General features: G+C 62.7%; 22 protein-coding genes. 6 read left to right on the forward strand and 16 right to left on the reverse strand.

Annotated features, from left to right (window positions below; translation table 11 throughout):
- Positions 1-26 precede the first annotated feature (26 nt).
- Complete coding sequence (locus HOY34_RS17725; RefSeq protein ID WP_172365318.1) at positions 27-989, forward strand: 2-hydroxyacid dehydrogenase; 963 nt, start codon at positions 27-29, stop codon at positions 987-989.
- On the opposite strand, the gene HOY34_RS17730 is transcribed toward HOY34_RS17725, so the two are convergent.
- The 6 genes from HOY34_RS17730 to HOY34_RS17755 form a co-directional block, all read right to left on the reverse strand.
- Complete coding sequence (locus HOY34_RS17730; RefSeq protein WP_172365320.1) at positions 971-1,291, reverse strand: type II toxin-antitoxin system RelE/ParE family toxin; 321 nt, start codon at positions 1,289-1,291, stop codon at positions 971-973. The genes HOY34_RS17725 and HOY34_RS17730 overlap by 19 nt on opposite strands.
- The gene (locus tag HOY34_RS17735) at positions 1,281-1,523 is read right to left on the reverse strand and encodes a type II toxin-antitoxin system ParD family antitoxin (protein WP_172365322.1); all 243 of its coding nucleotides are present in this window, start codon (positions 1,521-1,523) and stop codon (positions 1,281-1,283) included. The genes HOY34_RS17730 and HOY34_RS17735 overlap by 11 nt, the downstream gene beginning before the upstream one ends.
- A gap of 78 nt (positions 1,524-1,601) precedes the next feature.
- Positions 1,602-2,366, reverse strand: a complete 765-nt coding sequence (locus tag HOY34_RS17740) for an IclR family transcriptional regulator (RefSeq protein WP_172365324.1) — start codon at positions 2,364-2,366, stop codon at positions 1,602-1,604.
- Positions 2,367-2,384: 18 nt separating this feature from the next.
- The gene (locus HOY34_RS17745) at positions 2,385-3,455 is read right to left on the reverse strand and encodes an ABC transporter ATP-binding protein (protein WP_172365326.1); all 1,071 of its coding nucleotides are present in this window, start codon (positions 3,453-3,455) and stop codon (positions 2,385-2,387) included.
- Positions 3,448-5,163: an ABC transporter permease gene (locus HOY34_RS17750; RefSeq protein ID WP_172365328.1), complete on the reverse strand. Its 1,716-nt coding sequence runs from the start codon at positions 5,161-5,163 to the stop codon at positions 3,448-3,450. Before HOY34_RS17750 ends, HOY34_RS17745 begins: the two co-directional genes overlap by 8 nt.
- Before the next feature lie 57 nt (positions 5,164-5,220).
- Positions 5,221-6,327 carry an ABC transporter substrate-binding protein gene (locus tag HOY34_RS17755; RefSeq protein ID WP_366926979.1) on the reverse strand — a complete coding sequence of 369 codons (1,107 nt, stop codon included), beginning with the start codon at positions 6,325-6,327 and terminating at the stop codon, positions 5,221-5,223.
- Between the two features lie 210 nt (positions 6,328-6,537).
- Between HOY34_RS17755 and HOY34_RS17760 the strand changes: the two genes are divergently transcribed.
- Entirely contained in the window at positions 6,538-7,236 is a 699-nt protein-coding gene (locus HOY34_RS17760) for an RraA family protein (protein ID WP_172365330.1), read from the forward strand.
- Positions 7,237-7,238: 2 nt separating this feature from the next.
- The gene (locus HOY34_RS17765) at positions 7,239-8,294 is read left to right on the forward strand and encodes an Ldh family oxidoreductase (protein WP_172365332.1); all 1,056 of its coding nucleotides are present in this window, start codon (positions 7,239-7,241) and stop codon (positions 8,292-8,294) included.
- Here the strand turns inward: HOY34_RS17765 and HOY34_RS17770 are convergent.
- The gene (locus tag HOY34_RS17770; RefSeq protein ID WP_172365334.1) at positions 8,269-9,216 is read right to left on the reverse strand and encodes a LysR substrate-binding domain-containing protein; all 948 of its coding nucleotides are present in this window, start codon (positions 9,214-9,216) and stop codon (positions 8,269-8,271) included. The genes HOY34_RS17765 and HOY34_RS17770 overlap by 26 nt on opposite strands.
- Positions 9,217-9,517: 301 nt before the next feature.
- On the opposite strand from HOY34_RS17770, the gene HOY34_RS17775 reads away from it, so the two are divergent.
- Genes HOY34_RS17775 through HOY34_RS17785 form a run of 3 tightly spaced genes read left to right on the forward strand, consistent with a single transcriptional unit; the run spans position 9,518 to position 13,148 of the window.
- Positions 9,518-10,945, forward strand: coding sequence for a c-type cytochrome (locus tag HOY34_RS17775; protein ID WP_172365336.1), 1,428 nt, complete (start codon positions 9,518-9,520; stop codon positions 10,943-10,945).
- Positions 10,946-11,002: 57 nt separating this feature from the next.
- Complete coding sequence (locus HOY34_RS17780; RefSeq protein ID WP_172365338.1) at positions 11,003-11,503, forward strand: sugar dehydrogenase complex small subunit; 501 nt, start codon at positions 11,003-11,005, stop codon at positions 11,501-11,503.
- Between the two features lie 13 nt (positions 11,504-11,516).
- The gene (locus HOY34_RS17785; protein WP_172365340.1) at positions 11,517-13,148 is read left to right on the forward strand and encodes a GMC family oxidoreductase; all 1,632 of its coding nucleotides are present in this window, start codon (positions 11,517-11,519) and stop codon (positions 13,146-13,148) included.
- Positions 13,149-13,202: 54 nt separating this feature from the next.
- Here HOY34_RS17785 and HOY34_RS17790 read toward each other — a convergent pair whose 3' ends face one another.
- The 9 genes from HOY34_RS17790 to HOY34_RS17830 form a co-directional block, all read right to left on the reverse strand.
- On the reverse strand, positions 13,203-14,120 hold the full coding sequence (locus HOY34_RS17790; RefSeq protein WP_172365342.1) for a DMT family transporter: 918 nt from the start codon (positions 14,118-14,120) through the stop codon (positions 13,203-13,205).
- A gap of 19 nt (positions 14,121-14,139) precedes the next feature.
- A complete protein-coding gene (locus HOY34_RS17795; protein ID WP_216654823.1) occupies positions 14,140-15,354 on the reverse strand; it encodes a Zn-dependent hydrolase in 1,215 nt (404 codons plus the stop codon).
- Positions 15,354-16,640 carry an ArgE/DapE family deacylase gene (locus tag HOY34_RS17800; RefSeq protein ID WP_172365346.1) on the reverse strand — a complete coding sequence of 429 codons (1,287 nt, stop codon included), beginning with the start codon at positions 16,638-16,640 and terminating at the stop codon, positions 15,354-15,356. The genes HOY34_RS17795 and HOY34_RS17800 overlap by 1 nt, the downstream gene beginning before the upstream one ends.
- A 5-nt stretch (positions 16,641-16,645) precedes the next feature.
- The gene (locus HOY34_RS17805; RefSeq protein ID WP_172365348.1) at positions 16,646-17,626 is read right to left on the reverse strand and encodes a branched-chain amino acid ABC transporter permease; all 981 of its coding nucleotides are present in this window, start codon (positions 17,624-17,626) and stop codon (positions 16,646-16,648) included.
- Positions 17,627-17,677: 51 nt separating this feature from the next.
- Positions 17,678-18,547 carry a branched-chain amino acid ABC transporter permease gene (locus tag HOY34_RS17810; RefSeq protein ID WP_172365350.1) on the reverse strand — a complete coding sequence of 290 codons (870 nt, stop codon included), beginning with the start codon at positions 18,545-18,547 and terminating at the stop codon, positions 17,678-17,680.
- 13 nt (positions 18,548-18,560) lie between these two features.
- Entirely contained in the window at positions 18,561-19,292 is a 732-nt protein-coding gene (locus tag HOY34_RS17815) for an ABC transporter ATP-binding protein (protein WP_172365352.1), read from the reverse strand.
- Positions 19,282-20,025 carry an ABC transporter ATP-binding protein gene (locus HOY34_RS17820; RefSeq protein WP_172365354.1) on the reverse strand — a complete coding sequence of 248 codons (744 nt, stop codon included), beginning with the start codon at positions 20,023-20,025 and terminating at the stop codon, positions 19,282-19,284. The genes HOY34_RS17815 and HOY34_RS17820 overlap by 11 nt, the downstream gene beginning before the upstream one ends.
- Positions 20,026-20,134: 109 nt before the next feature.
- Positions 20,135-21,355 carry an ABC transporter substrate-binding protein gene (locus tag HOY34_RS17825; protein ID WP_172365356.1) on the reverse strand — a complete coding sequence of 407 codons (1,221 nt, stop codon included), beginning with the start codon at positions 21,353-21,355 and terminating at the stop codon, positions 20,135-20,137.
- Between the two features lie 68 nt (positions 21,356-21,423).
- Positions 21,424-22,701, reverse strand: a complete 1,278-nt coding sequence (locus tag HOY34_RS17830) for an ArgE/DapE family deacylase (protein WP_366926980.1) — start codon at positions 22,699-22,701, stop codon at positions 21,424-21,426.
- Positions 22,702-22,717 lie beyond the last annotated feature (16 nt).

A 22,717-nucleotide genomic window follows, 5' to 3' on the forward strand; every position in this document is an offset into this window, starting at 1 on the left:
CCTGCCCCAGGACACAAGGAATGCCGATGCCAAAGCCCGTGATTTTGCATGCCGCAAAGCTGCCTGCCGCAACCGAGGCAGAGCTGGCCGCCCGGTTCACGCTTTTGCCGCTGCCCGAAGGCCGCGATCAGCAGAGCGCCTTTCTGGCCCTGCATGGCCCGCGTATCGAGGGCATGACCCTGCGCAAAACCAGGGTGGATGCAGAGTTTCTGGCCGCCATGCCGGGGTTGCAGATCATCTCCAGCTATTCAGCGGGGCTTGATAATCTGGATGTCGCGGCGGCCAGGGCGCGGGGGATCATCATCGCCAACAGCGCGCATGTGCTGGCGGCAGAGGTGGCCAATCTGGCCGTCGGCCTTGCCCTTTCGCTGACCCGCAACATCGTGCAGGCCGATGGCTGGCTGCGCCAGGGGCATTGGGCCGATGGCGGCGCTTTGGCCCTGAGCCGGTCGCTGGTCGGGATGGATATCGGCATTTTCGGACTGGGCACGATCGGCATGGCGCTGGCCCCCCGACTGCAGGCCCTGGGCGCACGCATCGCCTATAGCAGCCGCAGCCGCAAGGATCTGCCCTATGCCTTCCACCCCGACGCCCAAAGACTGGCGAGCGCGGTGGATATGCTGATCCTGTGCTGCCCGCTGACCCCCGAAACCCGTCATGTGATTGATGATAAGGTGCTGGGGGCGCTTGGCCCTGCAGGCTATCTTATCAATATCGCGCGGGGGCCCGTGGTCGATGAGGCGGCACTGATCGAAGCCTTGCAAAACAACCGGATCGCCGGGGCCGCGCTGGATGTATTCGCGGATGAGCCCCGCGTTCCTGCGGCGCTGATCGCCGATCCCAGGGTGATCCTGACGCCCCATATAGCATCTGCAACCACCCAGACCCGCCAGGCCATGGCCGATCATGTGGTGGATGCGCTGACCCGGCATTTTGGCCAGCCCGATATTATACGCAAAACTGGCGCTGTTCAGCCTGCTGAAAGATAGGCCAGCAGGCTTTGCCTGTCATGCAGCAGGCGCAGGATCTCTATCCCCGGCGCATCCGCCTGCTCTGCCCCGAGATAAAGGATCAGATGGCGGCCGCTCGGGTGAATGCGCAGGGGCGGGCGGAACTCGGGGCGCAGCCGCGCCATTTCCGGAAACCCCGCCAAAAGGTCGAACACCCCGAAAAGCGAGTCCAGATAGGCGTCGGCGCGGTCTGCCCCCCAGGTCGCAGCGCCCTGCTGCCAGATCTGCGCCAGATCCTCGCGGGCGGCCGGGCGCAATCGCCAGCCGGTCTTATCCGCCACGGCTTTGGCGCAATGCGGCTTTGAAAGCCGTGCGGTCCAGCACTTCGGCCGGGCCGCTGTCGAGCGCCAGGTCCACCGCGGCCTGCAATTCGGCCTCGGCCTCCTGGCGCAGACGGTCGCGGCGGATCAGATCGCGGATGTAATCGCTGGAATTGGCATAGCGACCCTCGCGGGTCTGGCTTTCGACCCAGGTTTTCATCGGATCGGGAAGCGAGATATTCATCGTGCCCATGGTGGCGTCCTTTTGGGTCGCGGGGGATCTGATCCCGACAGTATGGCAAAGATTGCCATCACGCAAGCGGATGCAGGCTTAGCCCTGGATAGCGGCGGCCTCTTTGCGCAAGAGAACCGCCAGCCGCTCGGCCAGCCGCAGCGCTGCCGGATCGCCGCCGCAGGCGCTGGTGGCCTCGGCAACCGCTGACAGCACCAGAGGCCGGGTCTTGCCGATGAAGTCGGGGGTGATCCGCGAGGCCGGGCCAGAGACCGCAATCGCCGCCAGAAGCGCCCCGCCCGGGCCAAAGACCGGCGCGGCGATACCGCCGATATCGGGGCTTAACTCGCCCACCGAGGCATAGAAAAAATCGTCGCGGATCGTATCATAGGGCGCACCGGAGCTGCCTGAAAACGCCAGCAAAACCCGCCCCGCCGCGCCCACGGTCAAAGGCAGGCTGTCGCCCTCGCGGATCACAAAGCGCAACAGCTGTTTGGTCTCGATCCGGTGCAGGCAGACGCGATGATCGCCTTCGCGCACATGCAGCACGACGCTTTCATTGGTCGCATCCGCCAGCCGCTGCATCGCCGGGATCACCGCCTCGCGCAGCCCGTGATAGCGGCGGTAAATCTCGCCCAGGCGGAAAATCTCGCGGCCGATGCGGTATTCATCCCCCTCACGCGAGATATATTCCGCCTGGATCAGCGAGTTCAGCAGCCTGAGCGCGGTGCTTTTGTAAAGGCCGGTGCGCGCGGCAAGCTCGGTCAGCGAGAGGCTGTTATCCCCCGCGCCAAAGGCGGAAAGCAATGACAGTGCCCTGTCTACCGCCGCCACGCCACCGTTCTTGCCATCGTCACCGGTCATCTCAGGCCCTCTTGCTGGTCAGATATTATAAACAATGGTTTGCGCCGCAGGAAGGTAGACACTGACCTCCTCGCCGGAAATCGCCTCATCGGTCTCGACACGCAGACTGTCCTGGCCAACCTGGACAGTATAAAGCGTGCGCACCCCAAGATAGTCACGCCCGGTGATCCGGCCCCTCAGAACCGAGGCCGGACGGGCATCCTCAAACGGGCGCAACCGCAGCCATTCGGGGCGGATTGCGATGCGGCGGCTTTCACCCGCCAAGGCGGCTGCGGTCTCGGGCAAGGCAATCGCCTGGCCGTCACCCAGCACCCCGGCAGGCCCGCCGTCGCGGTTTTCCACCTGAACGGTGAGGAAATTGCTTGACCCGATGAAATCGGCGACGAAGGGCGTGGCCGGGGTTTCAAACACCTCTTTCGGGGTGCCGAGTTGCACGACCCGGCCACCCGACATCACCGCGATCCGGTCGGAAAGCGACAGCGCCTCGGCCTGGTCATGGGTGACATAGATCGCGGTCACGCCCAGTTTGCGTTGCAGATCATGCAGCCAGATCCGCGCCCGCTCGCGCAGCTTCGCATCAAGGTTCGAAAGCGGCTCATCGAGCAAAAGGATGCTGGGCCGGTAGACGATGGTTCGGGCCAGCGCCACCCGCTGCTGCTGGCCGCCGGACAGTTCGAACGGATAGCGGTCAGCAAAGGCGGTCATCTCGACCAGATCCAGCGCCTCTTCGATGCGGCGCGACCGCTCTGCCCGATCGATGCGGCGCAGCTTCAGCGGGAAGGCCAGGTTCTCGGCCACACTCATATGCGGCCAAAGCGCGTAAGACTGGAACACCAGCCCGATATTGCGTCGCTCTGGTGGCAGGAAAGCATTGGTCGCCCCGTCAAAAAGCACCTTATCGCCCAGCGAGATCCGCCCCGAGGTCGGCCTGTCCAGCCCCGCAATCGCCGCCAGCGTCGTCGATTTGCCACAGCCCGAGGGGCCAAGCAGGGTGACAAACTCGCCCTCGTTCACGGTCAGCGAGACATTGTCCACCGCCGTCACCGCACCGAAGGCCTTGACCAGATTTGAGATTTTGAGATCAGCCATAGATGCGAACTCCCATAAGTTTGCGGGCAATGATGACGAAGGTGGCGGTGAGGGCGATCTGGATCGTGGCAAGGGCCGAGACCGCGCCGCTGTTGCCCTGCGCCCAGAGAGACAGCATCGAGGTGCCGATGATCTCAGAGCCGGGCTGGAAGAGGTAAACCGCGCTGACATATTCCTTGAAGAAGTGGATGAAGAGCAGCGCGAAACACGAGAACATCGCAGGTTTCAGCAGCGGAATGACGATCCGGGTCGAGACCTGCCACCAGCTGGCGCCAACCGTATAGCCCGCGCGGTCCAGATCGCGTGAGATCTGGCCAAGTGCCGGCGCAAGGGCGCTGAAGCCGACCGGGATATAGCGCACCGTGAAGGCAAGGATCAGGATCCAGATCGTGCCGCGCAACGCATCCAGCCCCGGCACCCAGATCACCGCATAGAAAAACCCGATCCCGGCAATGATCCCGGGCACGGCGCGCGGGAAAAGCGCGACATGCTCCAGTTTGCGGCCGTGGCGGAAGGAAGAGCGCACCGCGACCAGCGCGATCAGCGTTACCGCAGCCGTGCCCACCACGCCGCCGATGATCCCCACCAGAAGCGAGTTCCAGATCGAGCGCGTGTAATTGGCGTGATCGAAAATTACCGAGAAATTGTCCCAGGTCGCCACTTTGGCAATCGGCACCAGCGGCGACAGAATGGTGACGCCTGCCCGCATGAAAACGCCCAGGAAGACCAGAATGATCGTGGTAAAGACAAAGCCGCCGATCACCACAAAGGCGGGCCAGCGCCAGCGCCCCAGATCAATCACCGCCGGGCGTGAGGCCTTGCCCCCCACCGTCACAAAGCGGTCGCGGTTCTTCATCAGCCTGCCCTGCAGCCAGACCAGCCCCGAAACCGCGAACAACAGGATCACTGCCGCCGCCGCCACGATCCCATAGTCGGGGCCCGAGGGCGCATTGATCCCCTGATTGTAAAGGAAGGTCGTCAGTGTCTCGATCCGTGCCGGCACGCCGAAGATCAGCGGGATCGACAGCATCTCGATGCCGATCACAAAATTCAGCACGGTGGAATAGATGATCGCCGGGCGCATCATCGGCAGCGTCACCCGCATCAGCGCGGTGAAAGGCCCCGCACCAACGCTGCGGGCGGCATCTTCCAGCTGGGCATTGGCCTTGGAAAGTGAGGAAAGGCACAGAAGATAGGCCAGCGGTGCCTGCGACAGGCCCGCGATCACGCCCATGCCCTCGACCGTATAGAGGTTCCAGGGCACAAACCCCAGGTTGGCCCGCATCCAGAGGCTGACATAGCCCGAGGGGCCATACATGGTGAACCAGCCAAAGGCGATCACCAGATGGCTGACCAAAAGCGGCCAGATCAGGATCTCACCGATCACACGGCGCCCCGGCAGATTGGTGCGCGAGACCATGATTGCCGTAATCACCCCCGACAGCTGCGCCACCAGCGCCGTGATCACGCCAAAGACCAGCGTGTTCCACAGCGTGTCATGGAACGAAGACGATCCCAGCAGCGTGGTGAAATTATCAAGGGTGCGGCCGGGATCGGCCTCATAGATCGGCTTTGCCGAGAAAGCCTGGACGAAAATCGGCAGCAGCGGGCCAAGAACAAGAACAACGGTCAGGGCGGTGATGCTCCATTGGATCATCGCGCCTTTGTCCATCGTCCGTTCGGCCGGGCCGGTTACGGATTGGGTCATTGAGATTTCCTGAAGATGCGGGCAGCGCCGCCGTTGCGAAAGCGGCGGCGCGGGGCGTTACTTCTCGCCGGTTGCCTGTTTCCAGCGCGCGGTGAAGGCGTCAACGCCCGCAGCCATGCCGCTGTCGAAATTGATCAGAACCAGATTTTCCGCGCCAACCAGCTCGGCGATCGACTGGAAGGTGTAGAAGGGGATCTCGGCCTCGGGCACGTCATCGCGGTAGGGGGTGACGCCGCCTTTGCCCAGCTCGGTCTGGCCTTTTGATGAGAGCGCGTAGTCAAGGAACAGCTTCGCCGAGTTGGGATTGGCTGAGACGGTGGGAATCCCCATGCCGCGGAAGGCAATCGGGGTGCCGTCATCGGGGAAGGTGACGCCGTAAATCTCGCCGCCGCTTTGCTGCTGGCGCGGGAAAACCGCAATCCCCGAGACATAGATCGAGGCGATATATTCCCCGGTCGCCACCTTATCCAGCTGCGCCCCGCCGGAATTCTCGCCCCGGATCTGGGGGCCGATCACGTCAAGCGCGGGCCAGAGCCCCTGGCCCTTGTCGCGCATCGCCGCATACCAGATCGACAGGCCAAAGGCGTTGCGCAAAGGGTCATAGGTGGTCAGCCGCCCGGCATAGGTGCCAGGATCGGCCGCAGCCAGGCGGGCGATATCATCCACACCTGTGGGCGCGTCCTCGGCCGGGGTCAGCAGCGTGTTGTAGACCAGCACCATCGGGTCGGTCGACATCACATAGATGCCACCTCCGGGCAGGGCGAATTCGGGCAGATGCGGGGCCTCGGGGCTTTGGTAGTCCATCAGCTTGCCCTGGGCGGCATAATCAACCCAGCGATCCACCGCCGTTGAAATCAGCAGATCCGCCGTGCGGGCAGAGCTACCTGCCTCGGCCTCCCAGCGGGAATGCAGCGTGCCTGCGGCCAGATCCATGATCTCGACCGAAATCCAGGGATAGGCCTGTTGGAACCCCGCCACCATCGGGCCGGCATTCTCGGCCGAGAGGTTGGAATAGATCATCAGCCCGGCCTCGCCGCGCGAGGCCTCGACGATCTCGCTGTAGTCGGACGGATAGTAATCGGGCAGCGTCTGCGCCCCGGCCGAAAGGCCGGTCATAAGCGCGCCCATCGCCCCGAGGGCGATCCTCCAGGTGCAGTGTTTCACGGTTCTCTCCTCCTCTGGGTGGAATCCTGTGGTGCAGAATCCCGCATATCGGATAGTTAAAACAGAACAGGCCTGTCAAGCAAAACGCGCCCGGCATTCTGGTTTCTACATATTTTTCTGAAATTACGGGCCTAATAAGCCTGATATTGGCCAGTTGACAGCCGCGATCTTGGTTCAATAATAGAACCGCTGATCTATTTTGGAGAGAACATGTCCCCCGTCGGGCTTCGCATTTATCGCCGTCTCCCGCGTGCCAACCCCGAGCTGGTGGCCGCCCTTGCCGAGATCCCTGTCGCCAATGTCGCCGATGAGATGAGCAGGATGTTCTGTCTCGACGCGGCAATCCGGCCCTGGAATACCGCCCCCATGAAAGGCGTGGCCTTTACGGTTCGCGCCCGTCCGGGCTGCAACCTCTTGCTGCACAAAGCGCTGGATATGGCAGAGCCGGGCGATGTGATCCTGGTCGAGGATGGCGGTGATCTGACCACCGCGCTGAGCGGCGAGAATATGGTGCTCTGGGCGCAAAAGCGCGGCCTCGCGGGGCTGGTGGTTGATGGCGCGATGCGCGATCGCGCCTCGATTGCCGAGATGGATTTCCCGGTTTACGCGCGTGGCGTCACGCCGCGTGGGCCGCATCGCAATGGCCCGGGCGAGATCAACGTGCCGATCTCTTGTGGCGGCGTGGTGGTGAACCCCGGCGATATCGTGCTGGGCGATCAGGATGGGGTGCTGATCATCCCGCCGAAAGAAGCCCCCGAGATCCTGAAACGCGCCCAGGGCAAGCTGGACAAAGAGCTGAAAACCCGCGCGGCGATTGAGGCGGACAGCTGGGATCGCTCGGCCTATTCGGATGAAGCGCTGGAAAAACTGGGCTTCACCTTCTTTGACACCACCTATCAGGAGCGCTGAACATGGCCATCACCATCAGGGCAGATGATCTGCGCCAGATCTGCGCCACCCTCTTCGAGGGCGCGGGCGTTCCGGCGGAAGACGCGCTGCTTGTCGCCGATTCGCTGGTCGAGGCCGATCTGACCGGCGTTGAATCGCATGGCGTCAGCCGCACTGTCACCTATCTGAACCGCCTGCGTCAGGGCGGGCTGCAACCCGTCGCCCGGACCGAGGTGGTCCAGGAACGCGCCGCCACCGCGCTGGTCGATGGCCATCACGCCATGGGCCAGGTCACCGCGAAACGCGCGATGGAGCTGGCGATCCGCAAGGCGCGTGAGGCGGGCACCTCTTTTGTGGTGGTGCGCAATTCCGACCATTATGGCGCCGCCGCCTATTTCTCGCGCATGGCGCTGGACCATGGGATGATCGGCTTCACCGGCTCGAACGGGGCTGCGCGGGTTGCGCCATGGGGCGGGCGAGCGCCGGTCTATGGCACCAACCCCTCAAGCATTGCGATCCCGGCCGGCACATCGCTGCCCTTCGTTTTCGACATGGCCAGCTGTGTTGTCGCACGCGGCAAGATCATCCTCGCCAACAAAAAGGGCGAGCCGATCCCCGAGGGCTGGGCCCTGACCCGGGATGGCGGCCAGACCACCGATGCGAAAGAGGCGCTGGCAGGCGTCTTGCTGCCCTTTGGCGGGCCTAAAGGGTCAGCAATTGCGGGGATGATCGAGGTGCTCAGCGGCGTTCTGGCCAATTCACGCCTTTCGACGCAGCTGCTGGATATGGCGTCAAACCCCGACAAGGCAAACCCGGTCAGCCATTACTTTGGCGCGATCGATATCTCTGCCTTCGGGGCGGTCGATGATTTCCTGGGCAATATGGATGCCTATATCGCCTCGGTTAAGGCGGTGCCAAAGGCCGAGGGCGTCGAAGAGATCTACCTGCCGGGCGAAATCGAGGCCGGGCTGCGCCGGAAGCGGCTTGAATCCGGTATCTCGTTGCCCGACGTGGTACGCGACGAGCTGGCCGCCGAGGGCGCGCGCCTTGGCCTCAGCTGGGCCGGACTTCAGGGCTGACCCCACTCGCCTGGCGCTCTGCATAATCGCGGAAATGCGCCAGCAACTGCCGGGCCGGGGCGGGCAATTCCGCTTCGGCCCGGCTGCAGATATACAGCTCTCTTTGCGCCCAGGGATCGCTCAGCGGCACGATCCGGCAAGAGGGGGCCCCGTTCACGCCACCAGCAACACCAGAGGCAAACCGGCGGGCCGCGCTCTCGGCCATGATGGTGCTGCCCGCGCCCTCGGCCACCGCCTCGCATAGCGTCGCATAGCAGGGAAGCCGCAGCCGCATCTGCAGCTTTATTCCCAACTCGGTCGCGGTGCGGCGCATGAACTGCGCCAGTGCGGCATGTTCGGGCAGCCCAATCATCCCCCGGCCCAAAAGCGTGGCGAAACTGACCGCCTCGTCATCCTCTGGCCCGGGCGGCACCACCGCCACCAGCCTGTCGGCAACGAAGGGAAATGCCTCAAGCCCTGAACGATCCGCCGAGGCCGCCACCACGCCAATGTGCCAAAGCCCGCGGCGCAACAGATCCACCACCTCCAGGCTGGGCCGGTCTTCGACCTCGACAGTGATATCGGGGTAGCGGCCGAGGAACTGTCCCAACAGGCGCGGCAGATGCTCTGACAGCATATTGCTGTTGCTGAGCACCCGCAGCTGGCCGATCATCTCACCCCGGAAAGACTGCATCGCGGCCTCGGCCTGGCCTGCGGTATCAACCATGCGCCGGGCGTGGGGCTCAAGCGCAAGGCCCGCCAGGGTCGGGCGCATGCCATAGCGGTCGCGCTCAAAAAGCGTCAGGCCGAGGTCGCCTTCCAGCCGCTTCATCCGTGCACTGACCGCCGCCGCGACAAGGTTGTTGCGTGCCGCAGCCGTGGTCAGACTGCCCGCCTCCAGGATCGACAGGAACAGGGCCGCATTGGTGAGGCTGATCTTCATATCGCACCCAGATTACACATTTGGTGAATGATGTATCCATATAACGTAAATTTACAACGCCTGAAGCGCCTCTTATCACGATGATAACGATGTGCGACGAAATGCCCCTGCGACAGATGGCCTGATTTTGCGGCCTTGTCTGTTGGGACTAATACGCAGCAAGATCAACATTCTGGCAGCAAAACCGCCGCGCCATGCCCGCGAAGCTAAGCCGCAGATGGATGTTTCGTCCACTATCGGGAAGAACTGCCCCAGGGCCACCCTGGGGTTAGATTTCACGAAATGTGGAAGGTCGAGACCTATGCGCCTTAAGATCGGGGCCCCTGAGCCGCGCAAAAGCAACGCCTTTCGCGGCATGATCGCAGTTGCAGCGCTGGCCGCTGGTGGCAGCGCGGCATTTGCGCAGGATGCAGATAAGACGCTGATCGAGCGCGGCCGCTATCTCTCAACCGCCAGCGACTGCGTGGCCTGTCACACGGCACCTGGCGGCAGCGAGAAATACGCGGGCGGCTATGCCGTGCAATCGCCGATGGGCGCAATCTGGGCGACCAATATCACCCCCTCGAAAGAATTCGGCATCGGCAACTGGAGCGAAGAGGAATTCGCCCGCGCTGTGCGGGACGGGATCGCGAAAGACGGCAGCCACCTTTACCCGGCGATGCCCTACCCCTCTTACGCGAAGATCACCGATGAGGATATCGCGGCACTTTACGCCTATTTCATCCATGAGGTCACCCCGGTCGACAAGCCGAATGTAAAGACCGAACTGGAGTTCCCTTTCAGCGTCCGCGCCTCGATGGCGGGGTGGAATATGCTGTTTCTCGACCGGACCCGCTTTCAGCCCGATGCGACGCAAAGCGCGGAATGGAACCGGGGCGCCTATCTCGCCGAGGGCCCGGCGCATTGCTCGACCTGCCACACGCCGCGCAATGCGCTGATGGGCGAAGATGCCAGCCAGACCTATGCGGGCGGCTCGCTTGGGCTTTGGTATGCGCCGAATATCACGCCGCATAAGATTGCCGGGATCGGCAGCTGGTCGCGCGATGATCTGACGCAGTATCTGCGCACCGGCAATGTGATCGGCAAATCCCAGGCCGGGGGCGCGATGGCTGAGGCGATCGAGCACAGCTTCCAGCACCTGACCGATGACGACATCAATGCCATCGTCACCTATGTGCAATCGGTGCCGGCGATTGGCTCGGCTGAGACGGTCTCGCGCTTTGATTACGCGCCGCCGAATGAAACCGAGGCGGTTCTGCGCGGCGCACCAGGCGCGGATGATCCGGGCTTCCGGCTGTTTTCGGGCACCTGCGCGGCCTGCCACGGCGTGAACGGCCAGGGCGCGAAAGATTACCCCTCGCTTTACAACAATGCGGTTACGGGCGCGGATCGTCCTGACAATCTGATCGCCACCATCGTTGAGGGCGTGCACCGCAATGCGGGCGGCGTCGCCACCATGATGCCGGGCTTTGGCCCCGCTGCCTATCCGACCGAAAGCCTGAGCGATCAGGAAATCGCCGATGTCTCGAACTATGTTTTCGCAACCTTCGGCAATCCGGCGGTGAAGGTCACGGCAGACCAGGTGACTGAACTGCGCAACGGCGGGCCGAAACCGCTGATCGTCAAACTCGCGCCCTATACGCCCTATGCGGCTGCGGTGGGGGTCGTCGTTTTCCTTCTGGCGATCTGGGGCGTGTTGCGCCTGATACGGCGGCGGCAGGCTGCCTGATCCGATGGTGAACAAAACAGTGACCAGCAGAATTTTCTCGCCTGAGCGGAGAGCCCTATGAACACGTCCCAGATCAGCCGCCGCGCGCTTTTGCAAGGCAGCGCCGCCGTGCTTGCGTTGGCCGCCCTTGCCCCCGGTGTCGTGGCAAATCCGGCGCTTGCCGCCACGGATGACGCCTTTCTGAAACTTTCGACCTTCCTGACCGGAAAGAGCCTGAACCCGACGCTGAGCGCGCGCTATCTGGTGGCGCTGGCGAAACACAACCCCGATCTTGATGGGGAAATCACGGCGCTGCAGGGCTTTATCGACCAGCACGGCTTTGCCGATATGGATGCCTTTCTGGCCGCACCGGATCTGTCGGATGATCTGAAGGCCTCGGCGCTGAAGATCGTTTCGGCCTGGTATCTGGGCGTGGTGGGCGAACCCGAGGTGGCCGAGCTGATCGCCTACGCCGATGCGCTGATGTATGTGCCCACCAATCCCTACATCCCGGTTCCGACCTATGGTCCCGGCCCCCATACCTGGGGCCCCGACATCATTCCCGGCGTGACGAAGTAAGAGGGCGCGAAAAATGGCAACAGATTTTGACGCAGACGTCATCGTCATCGGCTCGGGCGTGATGGGGGGCATCATTGCCGCCCGCGTGGCCAAGGCCGGGAAAAAGGTCATCATCCTCGAATCCGGTCCGCGCGTGAAACGCCGCGATATCGTCGAGACCTATCGCAATGCGCCGGTGAAACTGTCGCTGGCCAATGCGAAGCTGCAGGGCGTGGGCTCGCCCTATCCCAGCCTGCCGCATTCTCCCTCGACCTATGGCGATTATCTGCAGCAGATGGGGCCGGTGAAATTCAACACCTCTTACCTGCGGGTGGTGGGTGGAACGACCTGGCACTTCGGCTCGGCGCTCTGGCGGATGATCCCCAATGATTTCGCGCTGAAGTCGAAATACGGCCGCGGCCGCGACTGGCCGATCTCTTATGATGAGCTGGAGCCCTGGTATCTTCAGGCCGAGATGGATATCGGCGTCACCGGCACCGATGGCCAGGACGAAAGCGGCAAAGGCGGCGCGCCCTATCCGCCGCGCTCGGCCCCCTATCCGATGCCGGGGCTGAAGCCGAGCCATTTCATGAAAAAGCTGATGGACCGGCTGACGCCTGGCGGCTTCAACCCGGTGCTGGAGGCCTCGGCCCGTGCCACCGTGCCGTGGAAAAAGCGCCCGATCTGTGCGGGGAACAACGCCTGTAACCCGGTCTGCCCGATTGCCGCGAAATATGACGGCTCGATGAGCATTGATGAGGCCGAGGGCTACGGCGCCCAGGTGCTGGACAATGCGGTTGTCCATAAGATCGACGTGGGTGATGACAGGCAGATCTCGGCGATCTGGTACAAGCGCCCCGATGGGTCGGAACACAAGCTGACCGCCGCGCGCTATGTGATGGCCGCCTATGCCATCGAAAGCCCCAAGATCATGCTTCTGAACAAGCAGAAGAATGCCCCGAACGGGATTGCGAACTCTTCAGACCAGGTTGGCCGCAACCTGATGGACCACACCGGCATTTCGATGAATGTGATGGCCAAAGAGGATTACTGGCCGGGCCAGGGCCCGACCCAGCTGCTGACCTATGTGAACAACCGCGACGGCGATTTCCGCCGTGATTTCCCGCAATATAAGATCAAGGTCCGCAATACGACTCCGGTTCTTTCGACCACGCAGAAGCTGCTGGCAAAGGGGCTGATGGGCTCGGAACTCGACGCCGAGATCAAGCGCCAGTCGGCGCGTTCGCTGAACTGGGCGATCGACTTTGAGACCCTGCCGAACCCCAACAACCGCGTCACGCCGCATCCCGAGAAGAAGGACGCGCTTGGCATTCCGGTGCCTGCGATCTGGTATGATGTTGATGATTACTGGCATGCGGGCAAGGAACAGGGGCTGAAAGACCTCTACCGGATTGCCGAGTTGCTGGATGCCGATGTGGTTTCCGTCGATGAGGGCTTCCAGAACCGCCAGCATATCATGGGCACCACGATAATGGGCGATGATCCGGCGGATTCGGTCGTTGACCGCGATTGCCGGACGCATGACCACAAGAATATGTTCATCGCCGGAACCAGCGTGATGCCCTCCTCGTCCTGCGTAAACCCGACCCTGACCGGGGCGGCGCTGAGCGTGCGGATCGCAGCAGAGATCCTGAAAGAGATCTGACCGCAATCCGACCTTACGGTGCCTGCATCCCCTGGGCGCAGGCACCGTGCCGCCCTATGGCTGACCTTTGGCGGTCTGCCGCGCGGGCAACATGACGATGGCCGCGCCAAGCGTCAGAAGGATCAGGCCCAGGACATCTGCAGGGGTAGGGCGCTCGCCCAGCAAAAGGACCGAGCTGATGCTGCCAATCGCGGGCACCGGCAATGTGGCCAGGCTGACGCGCCCGGCGGGCATCCGTGCCAGCAGCGCATACCAAAGCAGATAGGCCAGCGCCTGCGAAAACAGGATGTGATGTGCCAGCCCGCCCCAGGTGGGTGCATGCAGCGCCGTCAGATCAAGGCCCTCGCGCAAGACCGCTGGCTCGAAAAGGGCCACACCGCAGAGGGCGGCAAGCGCCCCCGCCAGCAGCTGCCAGGCCGTGACCGTCATCGGCGGCGCGGTGACCGGAAAGCGCTTCAGCACCACCGTGCCAAGCGCCCAGGAGATCCCCGCCAGCAGCGCCAGCATCAGCCCATAGCCGAAGCTGCCCGCCATGATCAGCGGCCAGCCAAGGCAGATCAGCCCAGCCCCGCCAACCGCCAGCGCGATCCGGCGGCGCTGGTCCAGCCGCTCGCCCAGGATGATCCGCGCAAATAGCACCGTCCAGAACGGCATGGTGAAAGTGACGATCACCGCCCGCGAGGTGGGCGCGGCAAGCTGCGCGAATGAAAGCAGGATGTTGAAGGCGGTGATCGACAGAAACCCCGCCAGGAACACCACGCCCCAATCGGCCCGCGCCATTCGCAACGGCCGCGATGTCAGCGCCGCAAGGCTGAACAGAAACAGCGAGCCCGCCCCCATGCCGATCACCCGCAGCGTCCAGGGCGGGATCTCATGCAGCGCAAGGCGGACTGCAGGCCAGTTCAGCCCCCAGCACAGCGCGATCAGAATGATGATGACCGGATTTGTCGCCCGACCCAGCATATTCGTCATCTCCACCCAGGGGATGGTATCACCCTGCCAGGGCGATCACCGTATCCAGCAAGACCTGCGCGCCCGCCGCACAATCGCCGGGCGCGGTATATTCGGCCTCATTGTGGCTGATGCCATCCACCGAGGGGACAAAGATCATACCCGCAGGCAGCACCCGCGCGATATTGCAGGCGTCATGCCCCGCACCGCTGACCATCTGCCGCCCGCTGAACCCGTTTTTCAGCCGCGCCGCATCAACGGCCGCGACCACCTCGGGCGCGAAGGGGACAGGCGGCGAATTGGCGGTATTGACCACCTCAAATCCGACGTTCAGTGCCGCCGCCTGGGTCCGGATCCGGCCCAGCACCCGGGCCTCAAGCGCGTCCAGCTCTGCCAGATCCTCATGGCGCAGATCCAGCGTCAGCTCGACCCGTGAGGCCACAGTGACCTGCGAGCCATTGGGGCTTTCGATCCGACCACAGGTGCCGCGCCCGCCGGGAAGCGCGCGCGCCTCGGCATCGGCGATCAGCACGGCATGGGCGGCGGCGACCATCGCATCCTGGCGCACCTCCATCGGCGTTGGTCCGGCGTGGCTGTCGCGGCCCGTGAAGGTCAGCAGCCAGCGGCGAAAGCCGATGCCGCTTTTCACGACGCCGATTGTCTCGCCTGCGGCTTCGAGCACCGGGCCCTGTTCGATATGCAGCTCGACATAGGCGGACACGGGGAAACCGGGCGCAAGATCGCCCGCGCCGTTTTGCAAAGCATCCAGCATATCGCCAAGGCGGTTGCCGCGATGATCGATCATCGCGCGGGCGTCTTCCAGCGAAAGCGCGCCGGTGAAAACCTCAGACCCCATCATCGGGCGGATGATCGCGCCCTCTTCATTGGTCCAGTTCACCAGCACCACCGGGCGGCGCGTCTGATGCCCGGCTGCGTTCAGCGCCCGCATCACCTCCAGCCCCGCCAGCACGCCAAGCACGCCGTCAAATCGCCCGCCGGTCGGCTGCGTGTCGAGATGGCTGCCGATCAGCAGGGGGGGCAGATCTTCAGCCCCGGCGCGGGTGGCGAATTGATTGCCAAAGGCGTCGGCAGTAACCGCCAGCCCCTCAGCCTGACACCAGTTGCGAAAAAGGCCGCGTGCCACGTCATCCTCGGGCGAGAAGGCCAGGCGGTTGTTGCCGCCCGCCACACCCGGGCCGATTTCGGCCATTTCCATCAGGCTGGCCCAGAGCCTTGCCTCATCAACCTTTGGCATCAGATCGCCTCCAGCCCGCACCATTCGGCGATGAAAAGCGCATAGACACGGGTGACCTGCTGCAGGCTGTCCAGCTCGACATATTCGTCAATGCCATGCGGCAGGCCACAGGTCGCGCCGTAAACAAGCGAAGGCGTGTCCTGGTAAAGGCCGAAGAAACGCGCATCCGTCACCGCCGAGCTGATGGTCGAGGTGACCGGCTCGCCGAAGACCGCCTGATGCGCCGTGCCCATCGCCGCCTCGATATCCGAGCCGGGCTGCAGGACGTAACCATCGGCCATGAAGCCGTGGAAGGTCAGCTTCGCCGGGTGTTCCGCGAGGTAAGGATCAGCGGCGCAGGCCTCGGCCAGACGGTCGGCGATTTCCTGACGGATCTTCGCCAGATCCTCGCCTTCCAGCACGCCGATCCGCAGCTCCATCCGCGCCTTCGCGGGGACCGAGGACACCCAATCGCCGCCCGACAGCTTGCCCAGATTGACGCGGATCGGATGCGGGTGGTCCTTATAGACCGGGTGATCCACCTTGCGGGCGTTCCATTCCGCTTCCAGCCGCTTCATGAAGGGCCAGATATGGATCGCCTTTTCCAGCGCATTTGCCCCGACATTTTTGAAGGCCGCCGAGGCATGCTGCGGATCGCCCTCAATGTCGATGCAGGCCCAGATCAGCCCAACCTCAGCCCGCATGATCGAGGCGCCAAAGGGTTCCGGCACCAGCGCCCCATCGGCCTTATAGCCGCGCTGGATACAGGCGAGTGCGCCATTTCCAGTGCATTCTTCCTCGACCACGGATTGCAGGTAAACGGGGGCGGCGGGACGGAAGCCAGCGGATTTCAGTGCCTCGATCGCATAGATCCCGGCGGCGAGGCCCGATTTCATATCGCCCGCACCACGGCCATACATGCGGCCACCCTCAATCCGGGGCTCGAACGGCGGCGTCGTCCAGCGGGTCTCATCGCAGGGCGGCACCACGTCGATATGGCCGTTGATGATCAGTGACCGGCCCTTCACCTCACGCGGGGTCAGGGTGCCGACAACGTTGAAGGCCTCGGCGTAATCAACGAACTCGACGGGCGCGAAGCCGCGCATGTCTTTGATGTCACCCACGTCGATCTTCCAGTGATCGACACTATAGCCGCGGGCAGTCAGCTGATCAGCCATGAATTGCTGCATCGCAGCCTCATGCCCGCGCATCGAGGGAAAGCGCACCATATCGGCGGTGAACTCCAGCTGCGCGGCGAAGCCTGCATCGACCGCATCAAGGATGCGTTGACGGGTGGTTGCGTCCATCGGGCTTACTCCTGCGGGCGGGGGAAGAGGCGCTCGCGCAGCGTCACAAGGCCGCGCGGCAGGAACATCACGATCAGCACGATCAACAGGCCATAGCCCAGCAGGCGATAGTTCTCGAGATCGCGCATCAGTTCGATCAGCACGGTCAGAACCAGCGCCCCGACCAAGGGGCCTGCGAAAGTGCCAAGGCCACCGACCAGCACCATCGCAATGATCGAGATCATTAGATCAACGCCGACCGCCGAGGCAGGCGTCAGGATCAAGAGGTAATGCGCGTAAAACGCCCCGGCGACACCGACGATAAAGGCGGAAAGGCCAAAGACCATCAGCTTCATCCGGGTCAGATTGACGCCCAGGCTTTCGGCGGCGTCCTCACCATCGCGCATGGCCAGCATCGCCAGCCCGGTTTTTGAGCGCATCAGCCGCACGATCACCACCATCATCAGAACCAGCAGCGCCAGCGCCAGATAGTAGAAAGACACTTTGTCTGCGGGCGAGAAGGTGACCTTGCCGATCCCCGGCAGGGTGAAGCCCTCGAACTGCGGGATCCCCCAAAGGCCCATCTCGCCGCGCGTCAGGCCCGAGAAATTGGCGATACAGATCCGCACGATCTCGGCAAAGCCAAGCGTCACGATGGCGACATGCGGCATCGAGCGGATCCGCAGAATGGGCGTGCCGATCAGCAAACCGGCAGCGGCGGCAATCAACCCGCCAAGCCAAAGCGTGATCCAGGGCGAAAGGCCAAGGTTCAGCGCCAAAAGCGCGGAACCATAGGCCCCAAGGCCGAAGAAAGCGTGGTGGCCAAAGGTTTTCAACCCGCCAAAGCCGGTGACAAGGTTCCAGGCCGAGGCGAAGATCGCGAAGATCATCACCAGCACCATCACATGCATCACATAGGGGTCGCGGGTGATCAGGGGCAGAACCAGCGCAAGCGCAAGCGCCGCACCAATGCCAGCCCAGGATTTTTGGGTAAGGGGCTTGAACATCAATTTGCTCCTTCGGGCTGGGGGGTTTGGGGGAAGTGGATGTTTTTCATGTCATTTCTTCCCGAAAAGGCCCCAGGGCCGCCACCAGATGACGGCAATCATCAGCGTGAAGGAGATCACGTCACGCCACTCAGATGAGGTCAGCTGCACGCCGACCGCCTCAACCACGCCCAAGAGCAAACCGCCGATGATCGCGCCCGGGAACGAACCAAGCCCGCCCAGCACCACGACGACAAAGCCCTTCAGCAGAACCGGCATCCCCGACCAGGGGTTGATCGCATTGATCGGCGCCAGCATCGCTGCCGCCAGCGCGCCAAGCGCTGCGGCGAGGCCAAAGCAGATCATATAGACGCGCTTGACCGGGATCCCGACGACCTGGGCCGCGTCACGGTCCTGCGAGGTGGCGCGGATCGACCAGCCCAGCCTTGTGTATTTCAAGAGCCAGGTCATGAAGCCGATGGTCGCCAGCGCCACGACAAAGATCAGCACCCGCTGCCAGGAGATGCGGATATCGCCCAGCACCATCACCCCCGAAACATAAGAGGGCACAGTGTTGAAATTCGCGCCAAAGACCAGCAGCGCGGCGTTTTGCAGGATGATCGACAGGCCCATGGTGGCCGCGATTGTGGTAAAGGCCCAGTTGTCGCGCAGAATCAGATATTCGACCGTCAGCTTCTGGATCAGCATGCCCAGACAGAAGGCAATCGCCACCGCCGCCGGGATCGCAATCGCCGGGTTGATCCCCAGCGAGACCGCCAGATACCAGGTGAAATAGCCGCCCAGCATGTAGAATTCACCATGGGCGAGGTTCAGCACCTTCATGGTGCCATAGACCAGCGCGATGCCCGAGCCGATCAGCGCATACATCGATCCGGTGATCAGCCCGTTCAGGATCTGCTCAATAAAGATTGCAAGGTTCATCGTCAGCGCCCCTTCATTCGCCAAGGTAGACGCGGCGGATCACGTCGGAATTCATCATCTCTTCCCCGGTGCCGTTCAGCATCACGCGGCCGCTTTCCAGCAGGTAGCCGTAGTTCGAGATGCCGAAGGACAGCTTGACGTTCTGCTCATTGAAGATCACCGCGATGCCCTCGGCATTCACCTTGTGGATGATCTCGGCGATCTGGCCGACGATGCGCGGCGTGAGGCCGAGGTAAGGCTCATCCATCAAAAGCATCTTCGGCTTCGACATCAGCGCGCGGGCGATGGCGACCATCTGCTGCTCGCCCCCGGACATCTTGCCCGCCACCTGGTCGCGGCGTTCCTTCAGGATCGGGAACAGGCTTTCGACCCATTCCAGCCGCTCTTTCGCGTATTTCTGGACCGATTTGTGATAGGCCCCCAGCATGACGTTTTCATAGACGGTCATGCCGGTGAACAGGCGACGACGCTCCAGCACCATGGAGATACCGCGCTCGATCATCTCATGGGCGGGGCGGTTGGTGATGTCTTCGCCCTCAAAGATCACCTTGCCCGAGCGCACCGGCGTCAGGCCCATGATCGCCTTGAGGATGGTGGATTTCCCCGAGCCGTTCGGCCCCAGCACCGCCATCACCTGGCCCGCATTGGCCTGCATCGACACATCCCAGAGCACCTGGTAATTGCCGTAAATGACATTGACGTTCTGGACGTCGAGCATGAGTTTGGGCGTGGGTTCAGTGGCCATCTTTCGCCTCCCCGAGGTAAAGTTCGACCACGCCCGGATCGGTCGCCACCTCATGCGGCGTGCCCGAAACCATCCGCGCGCCGCGGTTCATAAAGACGGCCTCATCAGCCAGCTCGCTGATCACCTTCATATTGTGCTCGATCAGCACGATGGTCAGACCCTCATCGCGCAGGGATTTGACCAGGTCGATGATGCCGGGGATCGACTTCATATCGACGCCGCCGGTCACCTCATCCATCAACAGCAGTTTCGGGCGCGTCGCCATGGCCCGCGCAAGTTCAAGCCGCTTGCGCTGCCCGGTCGAAAGCCCCTTCGCAGGCGCATCCAGCTTGTCGCCGAGGCCCACCTTATGGGCGTAAACCTCGGACGCCTTGCGCAGATCCGCCATCGAGGAATGGAAGGGCCTTGCGCCCACCATGATATTCTCGGTGACTGAGAGCTGCTCGAACGGCTGGGTGATCTGGAAGGTGCGCGCAACACCCGCCGTGCAGCGGCCATCGGGGCGCATATTGGTGATGTCACGCCCCTGGAACAGGATCCGCCCCGAGGTGGGGCGGTGAACACCCGCAATCACATGAAATGTCGTGGTTTTTCCGGCGCCATTCGGCCCCATCAGGGCGAGGATCTGACCCTGTTTCACGTCGAGAGAGAGATTGTCGATCGCCACGATGCCGCCAAAGCGCATCGTAATGGCATCGACCTGGAGGATCGGCTTCGCGGCCAGATTCACCATGGGTCAGACTCCGGTTTCAGCGGATGGAAAAGAGCCCCGCAAAGATATGCGAAGCAGCGGTGGGGGCCGTCGGGACCAGATCCCGACAGCCCCGCGCCCCGGTCAGGGCTTACTTGAACTCGGCGGTGGCCGAAGTGGCGGGCCAGACGGCGCGGCTGACGCCTTCCTGGACCTGAGCCACGGCAACCGGCAGGAAGTCGGGGCCGATTTTCGGGCTGTGGTTGGTGGTGTCATAGACGAAACGGCCGGTATAGCAGTCGAAGGCGCTGGTGCCGAAGGCCTCGGACAGCTGTGCCGGATCGAAGGTGCCCGCACGTTTCAGATTGTCGACCAGCAGCGCGAACTGGCAGTAACCCTGCGCGTGATCGCCATTGGCCACGATGTTCTTTTCAGCCAGACGCTCGGCCAACGCTTTGTGCTTTTCGTTGTTCACCGGGTCGAACAGCATCGGCGTCCAGAGCATGCCTTCGGAATCGCTGCCGACCCCTTCATGGAACTCGGGGCGCAGCGGGTAATAGATCGCCACATGCAGCGTATCGAGGCCGGTTTCCTTGATCTGTTTCACCAGCGCGACGCCGGAATTGACCGAGGTGAAGATCGAGACCAGCACATCGGGCTGCTCTGCCCGCAGTTTCGACAGCTGCGGATAGAAATCGGCATGGCCCAGCGGCACGGCCTCATGGGCGACTTCGCTCCAGCCCGCCTCGGTGAACAGCGGCAGCGCATATTCGGCGTTCGACTTGCCGTAATCGGTGTCCTCGAAGACGAAAGCGATTTTCTTCGAGCCCGGATCGAACTTGCCCGCCTCGGTCAGCCCCTCAACCGCCTCATAAACCGCAACCGCATAGGCGTCAGAGTTCCAGCTGCCCTTCCAGAAATTGGCGAATTGCTCGGGGCTGCTTTCCACTTTGCGGGCGATTTCCGAGGAAACCGGCTGGCCGCTCATGACGAATTTGCCATAAGAGGCCGCCACATCCATCAGCGCGATGGTGACCGACGAGGCGAAAGTGTCGCCGATCATCAGATCGACATTGTCGCGGGTCAGCAGTTTTTGCGCCGCCGAAACACCCATTTCAGGACGCGAGGCGCTGTCCTCAAAAATCAGGTTCAGGGTGACTTTCTCGCCGTTCATCTCGATCCCGCCAGCGGCGTTCACCTCATCGGCGACGAACTGATAGGCGTCGCGCATCGCAATGCCCGAAGTGGCGGCCGGGCCGGTCAGCGGGCCGACAACGCCGATCTTCATTTCTTCCGCCGAGGCAAGGCCTGCCGTCAGAAGAGTGGCCCCCATCAATGCGGCGCCGAGTGTTCTGGTAAAGCTTGTTTTCATTTTTCTATCCCTGTCTGTTTGCCCCCGATCTTGCGCCGGGGGAGATTTCAGCGCGGATGGGCCGGTTCTCAGACCGGCTCGGTCCCGCACCAGTCGGCGATGAACAGCGCCATGGATTTGGTGACGCTGCGCAGAGACTCCAGGCTCACATATTCATCGAAGCCGTGGATATTGCGGGAAACCGGCCCGTAGCACAGGGTCGGAATCCGGTTGTAAAGCGCATAGACCCGGGCATCGAGATAGGCCGGGGTGGTAAAGCTTTCGAGCGGTGCACCGAAGGCCGCCTCATGCGCCGTGGCCAGCACCGCCTCGGCCTCAGAGCCGGGCTCAAGGTAATAGCCCTCGGCGTTGAAGCCATTCTGCGTCACCTTCGGCAGGTTCTGCGCCAGGAATCGGTCGCTGCGTGCGAAGGATGATATGTGATCTGTGATCTCATGCAACTTGTCCTGCGCTTTTTGGCCCGGATAGATCGAGATCCGCACCTGAAAGCGGCACCAGGCCGGCACCGAAGAGCCCCAGTCGCCGCCCTCGATAATGCCGATGTTCATATTGATCGGCTTATGTTCATCCTCAAAGCCCGGATGATTGGCTTTTTCGGCGTTCCATTTCGCCTCGATCTCGCGCAGCGATGTGATCACACGGTAGGCGGCGTCGATGGCATTGGCGCCTTCGCCCATCTCGCGGACGTGCACCGGAATACCGCGCACCTCGACCTCGAACCACAACACGCCACCGCAGGCGCGGACCAGCTTGTTCTCTTCGGGTTCGGGGATCAGGCAGGCATCGGCGGTATAGCCGCGCAGGAAAGTCTGCATCGCGCCATTGCCGGTGGATTCTTCCTCGACCACCGATTGCAGATAGACCGTCGCCGCCGGTTGCAGCCCGATCCGCTTCAGCGCCTCAAGCGCGAAGACATTGGCCGCAGCCCCCGCCTTCATATCGCCCGAGCCACGGCCATAAAGCCGGTCGCCGACGATCTCACCGCCATAGGGGTCGTATTCCCACATATCAACCGGGCCAACCGGCACCACATCCAGGTGATGCTGCAGGATCAGCGAGCGGCCTTTTTCCTCTTTCGGATGGTGGATCCCCACCACGATCGGCGCCCGCGAATGATCTTTTGAGAAGGGCGCGCCGCCCTCATGGGCGATCAGCTCTGCCTCATTCATCTCAAAGCGATCCATCTTCAGACCACGCGCGGCGAAGTCATTATAGATGAAATCCTGGACGGTGAATTCCTGCCCGCGCTGCGAGGCGAAAGAGATCAGTTTCTGGGTATAGGCGATCTGTTCGTCGAAACCCTCATCGACAGAGCGCAGGATTGCAGCACGCGTTTCAGCGTTCACGTTCAGTCTCCCTGTT

This window comes from Pseudogemmobacter hezensis (assembly GCF_013155295.1).
GTDB classification, from domain to species: Bacteria; Pseudomonadota; Alphaproteobacteria; order Rhodobacterales; family Rhodobacteraceae; genus Pseudogemmobacter; species Pseudogemmobacter hezensis.